Origin of the sequence: Mycolicibacterium agri (genome assembly GCF_002553505.1) — a bacterium.
GTDB classification, from domain to species: domain Bacteria; phylum Actinomycetota; class Actinomycetes; order Mycobacteriales; family Mycobacteriaceae; genus Mycobacterium; species Mycobacterium agri.
This window is the reverse complement of the sequence record NZ_PDCP01000060.1, coordinates 25,577-34,909: the sequence shown is the minus strand read 5'-3', so window position 1 is coordinate 34,909 and position 9,333 is coordinate 25,577. Positions and strand designations below refer to the sequence as shown.

Below are 9,333 nucleotides of genomic sequence, written 5' to 3'. Positions count from 1 at the left end.
CGGGGCACTAAGCCCAGCGAAGCCGCAGGTCAGCGCATTACTGATTCAAAAACCGGCCAATGGTGTCCGAAGTCAGGTTCGACCTGCTTGGCCACAACGAGAACGACTTGACCGCTGCCTTCGGTTTCACCCTCGCCAACTGCCCGCCGCTCCTGGACGCCCTGCTTATGCGCCTACAGCCGCAGCCGGAATGGGCACACGATGCGTCGCCACACATTGCGCTCGAGAAACGAGACGCCGAAGGACGCACCGACCTCGAAATCCAAACGCCGAGCGCTCTATTCATCTGTGAAGCCAAACGCGGCTGGCGTCTACCTTCGACGGCGCAACTGCGCCGGTACGTGGGGCGGATCCACCGCAGAGGCGGCGGTGCGTTAGTCACGCTCTCCCAAGCGTCGCAAGCGCTGGCCACGGCGAATCTTCCCCCAGCGATCGACGGCGTGCCTGTGCTTCATCTCCCATGGACAGACGTGCTCAGTGACATCGCCGACGTCCGACCAGCATGCCGAGGACAGCAGCGCCTCTGGCTGGACCAGCTACGAAACTATCTCCGAGGAGTGATCCGGATGCGATCGGTCGCTGACAGCTGGACGTACTCAGTGGTGCTCAACAATGACCGGCCGCCGGGCAGCCGCTTGACCTACCTCGAATACGTGACAGAGGACCTGACCTATTTCCATCCGTACGGGGTAGGCGGCTGGCCGCTCGAACCGCCCAACTTCATCGCCTTTCGCTGGGATGGTGCCGTGCGCCGTATCCACCGCGTCATTGAGGCCGACGTGATCCCGACCCTGCGGAAGCGCTACCCGAAGATGCCGTCCACTGAGCTGACGATGCGGCCGCATGCCATCTACAAGCTCAGCCCTCGGCCGCTTCCGCCGCTCGAACCAATACCCAACGGCGCTCCGTACCGCGCCGCCCGCTTGTGGGTCCTGCTCGATCAACTACAAACTGCTGACACGCTCGCCGACGCGCACGAATGGACGCGCCAGCTGACGCAGTCAACCTAGGGGACACCGCCTGCAAGCGCGGCCATGAGCGCATGTCGGTGGCGGCGATACGCATCAACAGGATCACGGTCGGCAGCGTCGATCCGGATCAGCGGAGGTCTTCCCATCGCCGGTGTCGCGAGGTCGCGGAGCGCGTCGTAGTAGGCACGCTGCCGTTGCCTGCCGCCGACACCGAACCCGCGGGCTTCCTTGGAGCGGAAGTAGTTATCGGACTTTCGCTGCCACGTGCGGCACAGCTGCTTGTACTCATCGATGTCGAATCCGAGCGGTACACCAGGCGGGTACATCTCGAGAGTCAGCAGCCGAAATGACGTAAAGTGCTGTGATTCATCGATTTCGATGAAAGTTCCCGTCGCCGTGTGGATGAAGTCACCGCGCAGCGGCGTCAGTTTGGCTGTGGCGAGCGTCGTGAGATCGCCGCCAAGAGCGAGATAAATGCGCTCCAACGCCGCGATGGTGCTCGGCATGTGTTGGCCGCCAGGTAAGCCGAGGTGGCCACGTCGGTTGAGCCAGTCGACCGATTGCCCACCAAGGACAATGCCGTCCCGCGCCGCCGCCGAAGCGAATCCGCGCTGCGTATCTCCGACGGGCACGACGGCAGTGTCTCAGTTATGCCGGCTGCTGAATGACCGCGGGTCGTCGCACGTCATCGCTGCGGAGATTGCCGGGAAAGCAGGGCGATGAACCGATAAGCGAGGGCGGCTGGGTTGGATCGGGTCGCGCTTGAATCTGAAGCACGTAGCCGTCCGGGGCGTAGCCGAACCGATTCGGCTTGCTGAAGCCGTCACGCTCCATCACTTGCCAGCCCCATTGTTTCCAGATGTCACCGGTCTGGGCGATGATGCCGTTGACGTCGGCGCCGGGAGGAAGCCGCATGTCGCGCCAGTCTTCGACGTGCACCGGCGCATCCGGTCCGCTGGGGTTGTCTTCGCAGTACGTCGTCCCGTCACCGACGATGTAGCGCGTTCCGTCGAGGCTGGTGCCCTTTGGGAGCGCATCGACGGTCTGCTGCAAGTAGCGCACCACCGTGTCTTGCGCTTCCTGTTGGCTCGCGGGAACTTTCGGTGAGGCGGGAACTGGTGTCTGCTCCATGGGCCCTCCTGGGATGGCAGTGGCGCCCGTCGGGACGGACGGCCCGAGTGATTCCGGCGGATTCTCTGGTGATGACGACGTGCACGCGGCGACAAGCCCGGCAAGCAGCATCGCGGCGCAGACGTGTAGCAGTGTGTGTCGACTCATGGCGTAAACGTCGGTGGGGTCACGTCGGTCCTTCCAGCAATGATGCGGCCCATGTTATCCAGCGCCGGATTGCCGGCACTCCAATAGCTGCTGTGGGCGTCGACGGTGGGTAAGCCCAGCGGCCCGGCAGCCCCGGGTGCCGCCTCAAACGGGATGCCGCCGAATTGGCGCGCCATAGGGTCAGGACCCAGAGTGGCGTACGTGGCGATGCCGATGACGTCGTTTTCAGCTCGGGACGCAAAAACATTCGCGCCGGGAGCAAGACTCAACTCGCTCGCATTCTCGGCGAGGATGCCTGGGCTGCCCACGGCGACAAGGTTATTGGCGTCGAGATGGTTGCCCTCCAGCCCTGCGGCCCCCATCAGGGTGGAGCCGTAGCTATGACCGATCACCGTGTTGACCGACGGGCCGGCCGCAGCGCCGTCGTCATGCGACGCCCGCATGCCGGCCTGGAATGCCGCCAGATCGTCGCCCCCACCATGGGCATAATCCGGCGAGGCCGCCTCCCACAGATTCATCGGCCGGTCGTAACCCATCCAGGTCGTCACCGATACGTCTTCGACCCGAAGATTTGGGTCCGCCCGCAGCGCGGCCTGCAGCATCTGCTCGGACTTATCGGCGCTGCCCTCGAAGCGGGTGAGATCCTGACCGGTGCCCGGGACGAACGTGGCATTGCGCTTGGCGGTGTCGGGATTGTTGACGGACACCGCGGCATGGCCCTGGTCATCGATAGTGGCGAGGTAGCGCGGCAACCCATCGGGCGATGCAAGCGCCTTGTCGATCTCTTCATAACCGTGGCGCGTGTGATTTGCCGCGTCCCACTCGGCTTTCCAGCTCTGCCACTCCTCTGAGGGGGCACCGCTCTCGCCGCTGGCCCAGTCCGGATGCTGGGCGCGCAGGCGGTCAAGCTCGGCTTGGTTCGCCGCCTGCAACTCGTCGAGGTACATCCGGTTGTAATGGTTCTTGTCGGCGAACGGCATGCCGGGATGGTTGCCGATCGAATGGTCCCGCTCGTACAGCCAGTCCTTTTCCTCCTGCGTCAGCTTGTCCCACAGGTCATTGAACTGCTGCGGGTCTTCGGGCAGCGGTTTTGAGAGCGCATCCTGGATTTCGGGGCGGTTGTCGTGCGGCGTATCAGGAATCGGCTCCGCGCCTGTTGCCATATTGATCGCACGCGCCAGCTCCTCATCGGCCGAGACTGCCTCGGCCAGAATGGCATTCAGCCGCGCCTGCAACGCTTCCCGTTCGGCTTCCTTGGCAAGCATGTCGACCATGTTGCCTTCGAGCGCCGGCCCGGGCATGACGGTATTGCTGGCGGGATCGATCTCGAAGCCGGCGGCCGCCACGTCCGCCTCGAGCTGCGTGAGGTCGTTCTTGACCTGCTGGATGCGATCGGCCGCAGCCTCCGCTGCTTGGGCGACCGCGAGCGCTTCATTCCCGTGGGCGTCCAGATCCTTGCGGATCTGGCCGTTGGCCTCTTTGGCGGCTTCAGCAGCATCACCGCCCCAGGTGCCAAATGCTGGAAGCTCGGCGATGCCGTCGGCCGCCTCGAAGGCGGCTTCGGCGCGGCTACGGGTGGCGTGGAAGACCTCGCGGACGTCGCCCGCATCCCACCGATGAATATCGGCAATCGAGACCGTCACGGCAGTGAATCGTTAGAGCCCGAGATCGACAGCGGTTGTCTGATCGGCCACGGCGTCGATCGCCTCCGCGCTCTGCTGGTCGGTCTGCTCATACGCCAGCGCCCCGGCTCGAAGCGCCTGACTGTGCTCCACCAGGCGGCCAAAGAGGGCAGTCGAGTCTGTCTGCCACTTGGTGACCGCAGCGCTGAGCGCGAGGGCCGATCCGGTCGGCACACCCTTCTGGGCGCCCTCGATACGGCCATCGGCCGCGCCGTGCTTGGCCCACATGCCGTCGGCGTGCGCGTCGACCGTGGCGGCGGACATCATCAAGTCAGCAGGATCAACCCGGACTGCTTTCGGCACAGACCCCTCCTTACGCGCCGAGCAAACGATTCGCCAGCTCAGAATACTGGGGCGGCGACGCTACCGGCCGCGGCAAATTCCACGGGCAACAGCCATGCAAATGGCACCACTCGACTGACTGCGGGCACGCTTGATCACGACGGTGGGCTGCATCAGATAGAACGGCACCATGCTGGTCCTGCTCATTGAGCGGTAACTTCCAGTAACGCAGTGAATCGACCTGCACGTATCGATCGGCAAGCGTTCAGGGTTGCTGCACCAACATCGAGAACCAGTGCCGAACCCGCCGCATCAGCTCGTTGTACTCGGCGACCGTCAATTGTGAGATCAACTCCATGATGTGATCGACCTTGTTGGGGTTGGTCACTTCAAGCCGTTCAGTGTCGCTCGCGTACCGCAGGAGGAGGTCGGCGAAGTAGGCGATGGCGTTGTATTCCGGCTTTTTCCGGAACGTCTCGACCGAGTAGTAACCGAGCCGCTTGGCCGCGACCTCACGGAGGACGGAGGGGTTCGCTCCGCGACGGCCGAGTTCAAGGCCAAGCAAAATCCCGATGGCTGTCCCCTGGGCGCCCTCGGCGTAGGAGCGGAAGACGTGGCGCAGCATCGTCTCGATGTCGTCGGCGGTGCTGGCTCCCATCGTCACCGTCGCGAGCTGGGATAGCTCGGGCAGTTCGTCAATCCGTTCGCGCAATCGATGCAGGCCGGTCTTGCGGACGATTTTCAGCTCCGCGATGAGCGCTTCTCGGCGATCCTCGCCCGGCATGCCCCGATTTTAACCGGCGTATGACCAGTTTGCGCCCAGAAAGCGCGTCGCGACACGGGGCAAGGTGAGTGACGTGGGGATATGACGAGTCCTCACAACCACAAAATGACCAGAAAGGATTCAGTCAATGCCTCTTCCAATGATCCGCCCGGCGGCCGAGCTGTCCGGGCGGGCGCCCGAGGGCTTCACCCGTGCCGAGGGCAAGACGCTGGTGCGGCTGCAGAATGCTGAACTGACGCGCGGCCTCGTCACGGCGACCCGAGTGCAGGCGGCAGGAATGGTCGCCACGGTTGGGCTCCAGACGGCGGCCATGCTGAGCCGTGAGGCCGCCTTCCAGGCAGACGGCGATCCCGCCGTGTCGAACCGCCTGAACTTCATTGTCGACCAGTACGCCACGTTCGTCGGCAACGAAGTTGCCCGGTTCGGGCGCTGAGGTGGACGCGATGGTGACTGCTAATAGCACTGTCATTGGTCTGGCACCGAAATGGCGTCCCGCCGTCCCGGTTGGCGACGACCGACACGAAGCCAACGCCGTGTTGAACGAGGTGCTGACGCGCAGCCTGGCGTTCACTGATGAGCTGCGCGCCATCGCGAACCGGCACGTAGACGCGGCTCCGGGAAGTAGTGATCACGTCTTCGAGCTGACGGCAGTGATGTCGCGGACAATTCTCGACTGGATCGAGCGGTGGCCGTCATGAGCGAAACGTTGGTGACCTTCCTGCTCACCTGGTTGTTGTGGTGGGTGCTGCTCTTCACCGCGTACGCCGGGCTGCTGTTCGGCATCGACGCGCTGCTTACGGCGCACCGACGCCGCCAGCAGGAGCGGCAGAACCTGCGCCACGAGCTGGCACGGCTCGATCAGGAGGCCGCGGCATCGGTGCAGCGGATCGGTGCCGCGTTCCTTGCCACACAGCGACTGATGCGCGAGGAAGCCAGCCACGGGGCCCGCCGATGACGACCCTCGACGCCGACCGGACCGCTAGCGCGGACGACCTCGCTGAGGCAAGCCAGGCCCTGAGCAGGTTCGTCGTGGAGGCCGCCCAGCGAACCAAGGACGAGGTTGGGTTTGGCTACGTGCTGACCTCGGATGCACCGAACACTTACCCAGCACTGCTCGCAGCATTCGACCACAGTCTGAACACCGGTGCCCCCCTGCCGATTTCGTCCGATAACAGCGACGCCGTCATCTATCAGCCGGCGTCAACCAACTTCGCGCTGCGGTTTTGGCACGACGTCAACCACGTTCGCCGCCAGCTCGACTTCGGGCTCGTCGATGAACTGGAGTTGTCGCTGTGGCACCTCGGCGAGCTGGAGAAGGCCGGACACCCGCACGGCTCTTTGGTATGGCGGCTGCTGCACGCCGACCTCACTGGGCAGGCCTACGTCCAAGCCTTCGCTGCCCGGTTTCCGTTCGATCAACGACGCTTCGTCACCGGTTGTGTCACTGCCGGTTTCGACCACCGGCTGCTCTATGAACTCCGACACGGTAGTCGATCATGAGCGACGGGCCCGGTGGCTGGCTGGACCGCTTGATGGGGTCGTGCATCGGCATACTCGTCGCCGCGATTGCGATCTACTGCGCGGTGCGGCTGATCGAGTCCATCCTGCCGACGCTGATCGTCATCATCGGGATCGTGGCGCTCATCGCAGCCATTATTGGCTTGATTGTTGTTTTTTCTACATGGCGAAATCGGTGGTGAATTTCGGCCTTTCGACCCCTATTGACAGAAGTCCAGAATTGTTGTGTTAATTACAAGCCCTATTGCTTATTGATTCAATTCAATAGATAATAGCGCCAGGCATTGAATTAAATCAATACGCCGCAATCCATTAGCAAGTAATTCCGATTGGAGGATATCTATGTCTAAAACAGGAAGAACCAACTACCGCCGCGGCTCCCGCGGCACCTCAAAGGCCGAACGACACATCACCGTGCGCAGCGTTCGCCGCGACCCGCCGGACCTGCGCAGGCTCAGCCGCGCGGTCATCGCCATGGCCCTGCGCGATGCCGAAGCGAATGCCGAAGCCCGCGACGCCCTCCGCGACGGACCGCAGTTCGACGCAGCCAGGCACGCGACCGCCGACACCACGGAGGAAGCCGATGCCTGAGTCCCGTGGTGCCACCATGTCAGCGGGATCGCTGGTGTGGCAGCAGCTGTTCTGGCCGCAGCCACTCAGTGAAGCGACCGCGTTTGGGTTACTGCGCCATTTCGCGGCGCGGACCCACGCCCCGCAACTCATCTTGGAAGCGCGCGCCGACGTCACCGGCGTGGAGTACCTTCTCGGCAGTCAGCTCCGGCACGCAGCGGCCGTCCGCCGTGCCGTCGAGCAACTGGTCGATGGCGCCATCGTCACCAGTTTCGATACTGCCGATCGCGACCACGTCGCCACCGCGCGCCGAATCCAGTTGAGTACCACCACTCGCCAGCTCGAGCCCGCTGACGCGGTGGCATCACAGCGCTCCATTTTGCACGCCCTGACCGCCGTCGGAAAAGGTGAGCGCCTCACCATCCAGATCGTCCTCGGTCCGCGCCATCACCCCAAAGCTCCACCGCCCGAGCCGAAACGAGACAACCAGCTCGTCGTCTCCAAGCTGCTGCACGGCGTCCTGACCGATACTCGGCCCGGTGCCAAACAAGCCCTGGCGCACAAGCTCGGCCAGCACGCCTTCACCGCCGCCGTGCGGCTCGGCGTCCAGGCGGCCACTGCCGAGCGACGCCAGACCTTACTACTCGGCCTGGCATCGGCGATCGGCACCACAGAGGCGCCCGATGTGCGCATCACCTTGCGCCCGGAGAAGGCGGATCGCGTCAACCAGCCGCGTGCCTCGTGGTCGGTGTTCACACCGTCGCAGCGCCTGACCGTCACCGAAGTCGCGCGCCTCAGTGGCTGGCCGATCGCCGACCGTGACGAACACTTCCCGGGCCAGCCGCCGCTGCACCCCCGGCCCGTCCGCCCCAGCCGTGCCGTGCAATCCGGGCAGCGTGTCGTCGCCGAGGCGTCGGCACCGGGTGCGGGCGGCACCATCGGCTACGACGTCACCGACGCGCTGCGCCACACCTGGGTCATTGGCCCCAACGGGGTGGGTAAGAGCACGCTGCTGCTCAACCTGATCCTGCAGGACCTCGAGTCCGATCGACCGGTCGTCGTCATCGAACCCAAAGACCTCATCGCCGACCTGCTGGCGCGCATCCCGGAGAAGCGGCGGGCCGACATCGTTGTGCTCGACCCCTTCGACCAAGCCCCGGTCGGCATCAACCCGCTCGACGCCGCCCATCGGCACGGCCGGTCGCCGGAAGTCGTCGCCGACAGCCTGTTCGGCACCTTTCGGGCGATTTGGGGCGACAGCCTGGGCCCACGATCGGCCGACATCCTGCGCAACTGTCTCGACCTGCTGGCCCGTCGCGACGACGCCAGTCTCGTCATGCTGCCCCTGCTGCTGACCAATCCCGGCTTCCGCCGCCGCCTCACCAAAGGTGTGATGCAGGCCGATCCGTTTGCCGCCGGACCGTTCTGGCAATGGTTCGACAGCCTTTCCCCCGAGGCCACCGCCACCACAATCGCGCCGCTTTCGAACAAGCTGCGACCGCTGCTCAGCAAACCGCTGAGAGACGTGCTGGCCCAACAGCATCCGAAGTTCAACGTCCGTGAAATCCTGCGCCACAAGAAGGTGCTGCTGGTGCCGTTGCAGAAAGGCGTCATCGGACCCGAAAACGCCCAGCTACTCGGTGCGTTGGTCGTCGCCGAACTCTGGCAGGCCATCCGCGAACGCGCCGGTACGCGCGAGAGCACCCGCGACCCGGTCATGGTCTACATCGACGAGGTACAGGACTACCTGCGCCTGCCAACTGATCTCGGCGACGCGCTGGCCACCGCACGCAGCCTCGGCGCTGGCTTCCATCTCGCACACCAATACGAAAAGCAGCTGCCGCCATCGATGCTCGACGCCTTCCGCAACAACGCCCGCTCGCGCATCTGTTTCCAGCTGCAAGCCGGGGACGCCAAGGAGATGACCGCCGGCCAGTCCGTGCTCAAGGTCGAGGACTTCACCCGGCTGCCCGCGCACCATGTCTACGCCAGCCTCGTCCGCGACAACGCCGTGCAGCCGTGGGCCTCCGGCATCACCAAACCCGCACCCGCACCGAGCAGCGACCCCGCCGCCATTCGCCGCCTCAGCCGCGAGCGCTACGGCCAACCGCTGGCCGACATCGAGGCCGGCTTCGCCGCCCTCGTCGAGGATGCATCGACCAACGACGACGCCAGCGATATCGGTGCTCCCCGGCGCAGGAGGCAGTCATGAACAATGCTGCCAATCAACAGAACCCGCGCGTAGCGG

General features: G+C 64.5%; 13 protein-coding genes. 8 read left to right on the top strand and 5 right to left on the bottom strand.

What is annotated here, in order from left to right:
- Nucleotides 1–59 precede the first annotated feature (59 nt).
- The gene (locus CQY20_RS24935) at nucleotides 60–1,010 is read left to right on the top strand and encodes a hypothetical protein (RefSeq protein ID WP_097942751.1); all 951 of its coding nucleotides are present in this window, start codon (nucleotides 60–62) and stop codon (nucleotides 1,008–1,010) included.
- Here the strand turns inward: CQY20_RS24935 and CQY20_RS24930 are convergent.
- The 5 genes from CQY20_RS24930 to CQY20_RS24910 form a co-directional block, all read right to left on the bottom strand.
- Nucleotides 1,007–1,603 carry a DUF7255 family protein gene (locus CQY20_RS24930; RefSeq protein ID WP_097942750.1) on the bottom strand — a complete coding sequence of 199 codons (597 nt, stop codon included), beginning with the start codon at nucleotides 1,601–1,603 and terminating at the stop codon, nucleotides 1,007–1,009. The two genes, CQY20_RS24935 and CQY20_RS24930, sit on opposite strands and share 4 nt — an antisense overlap.
- A gap of 16 nt (nucleotides 1,604–1,619) precedes the next feature.
- Nucleotides 1,620–2,102 carry a hypothetical protein gene (locus CQY20_RS24925; protein WP_097942749.1) on the bottom strand — a complete coding sequence of 161 codons (483 nt, stop codon included), beginning with the start codon at nucleotides 2,100–2,102 and terminating at the stop codon, nucleotides 1,620–1,622.
- Nucleotides 2,103–2,245: 143 nt separating this feature from the next.
- Nucleotides 2,246–3,892 carry an alpha/beta hydrolase gene (locus CQY20_RS24920; protein ID WP_097942748.1) on the bottom strand — a complete coding sequence of 549 codons (1,647 nt, stop codon included), beginning with the start codon at nucleotides 3,890–3,892 and terminating at the stop codon, nucleotides 2,246–2,248.
- 12 nt (nucleotides 3,893–3,904) lie between these two features.
- Nucleotides 3,905–4,234 (bottom strand): type VII secretion target, encoded by a 330-nt coding sequence (locus CQY20_RS24915; protein WP_133119128.1) that lies wholly within the window; start codon nucleotides 4,232–4,234, stop codon nucleotides 3,905–3,907.
- 244 nt (nucleotides 4,235–4,478) lie between these two features.
- Entirely contained in the window at nucleotides 4,479–4,997 is a 519-nt protein-coding gene (locus CQY20_RS24910) for a hypothetical protein (protein ID WP_097942746.1), read from the bottom strand.
- A 127-nt stretch (nucleotides 4,998–5,124) separates the two neighbouring features.
- On the opposite strand from CQY20_RS24910, the gene CQY20_RS24905 reads away from it, so the two are divergent.
- From CQY20_RS24905 to CQY20_RS24875, 7 genes are all read left to right on the top strand, one after another.
- Complete coding sequence (locus CQY20_RS24905; RefSeq protein ID WP_234816398.1) at nucleotides 5,125–5,430, top strand: hypothetical protein; 306 nt, start codon at nucleotides 5,125–5,127, stop codon at nucleotides 5,428–5,430.
- A gap of 1 nt (nucleotide 5,431) precedes the next feature.
- Nucleotides 5,432–5,695, top strand: coding sequence for a hypothetical protein (locus CQY20_RS24900; RefSeq protein ID WP_097942744.1), 264 nt, complete (start codon nucleotides 5,432–5,434; stop codon nucleotides 5,693–5,695).
- Nucleotides 5,692–5,952 (top strand): hypothetical protein, encoded by a 261-nt coding sequence (locus CQY20_RS24895; protein ID WP_133119127.1) that lies wholly within the window; start codon nucleotides 5,692–5,694, stop codon nucleotides 5,950–5,952. Before CQY20_RS24900 ends, CQY20_RS24895 begins: the two co-directional genes overlap by 4 nt.
- 74 nt (nucleotides 5,953–6,026) lie before the next feature.
- Nucleotides 6,027–6,497: a hypothetical protein gene (locus tag CQY20_RS24890; RefSeq protein WP_234816397.1), complete on the top strand. Its 471-nt coding sequence runs from the start codon at nucleotides 6,027–6,029 to the stop codon at nucleotides 6,495–6,497.
- Nucleotides 6,494–6,697, top strand: a complete 204-nt coding sequence (locus CQY20_RS24885) for a hypothetical protein (RefSeq protein ID WP_097942741.1) — start codon at nucleotides 6,494–6,496, stop codon at nucleotides 6,695–6,697. The genes CQY20_RS24890 and CQY20_RS24885 overlap by 4 nt, the downstream gene beginning before the upstream one ends.
- A 160-nt stretch (nucleotides 6,698–6,857) precedes the next feature.
- Nucleotides 6,858–7,106 (top strand): hypothetical protein, encoded by a 249-nt coding sequence (locus CQY20_RS24880; protein ID WP_097942740.1) that lies wholly within the window; start codon nucleotides 6,858–6,860, stop codon nucleotides 7,104–7,106.
- Nucleotides 7,099–9,297 (top strand): type IV secretory system conjugative DNA transfer family protein, encoded by a 2,199-nt coding sequence (locus CQY20_RS24875; protein WP_097942739.1) that lies wholly within the window; start codon nucleotides 7,099–7,101, stop codon nucleotides 9,295–9,297. The genes CQY20_RS24880 and CQY20_RS24875 overlap by 8 nt, the downstream gene beginning before the upstream one ends.
- Nucleotides 9,298–9,333 lie beyond the last annotated feature (36 nt).

Coding starts and splice junctions, on each gene's coding strand:
- CQY20_RS24885 (WP_097942741.1), top strand. CDS start 6,494: ATGAGCGACGGGCCCGGTGGCTGGCTGGACCGCTTGATGGGGTCGTGC.
- CQY20_RS24905 (WP_234816398.1), top strand. CDS start 5,125: ATGCCTCTTCCAATGATCCGCCCGGCGGCCGAGCTGTCCGGGCGGGCG.
- CQY20_RS24910 (WP_097942746.1), bottom strand. CDS start 4,997: ATGCCGGGCGAGGATCGCCGAGAAGCGCTCATCGCGGAGCTGAAAATC.
- CQY20_RS24880 (WP_097942740.1), top strand. CDS start 6,858: ATGTCTAAAACAGGAAGAACCAACTACCGCCGCGGCTCCCGCGGCACC.
- CQY20_RS24925 (WP_097942749.1), bottom strand. CDS start 2,102: ATGGAGCAGACACCAGTTCCCGCCTCACCGAAAGTTCCCGCGAGCCAA.
- CQY20_RS24895 (WP_133119127.1), top strand. CDS start 5,692: ATGAGCGAAACGTTGGTGACCTTCCTGCTCACCTGGTTGTTGTGGTGG.
- CQY20_RS24935 (WP_097942751.1), top strand. CDS start 60: ATGGTGTCCGAAGTCAGGTTCGACCTGCTTGGCCACAACGAGAACGAC.
- CQY20_RS24875 (WP_097942739.1), top strand. CDS start 7,099: ATGCCTGAGTCCCGTGGTGCCACCATGTCAGCGGGATCGCTGGTGTGG.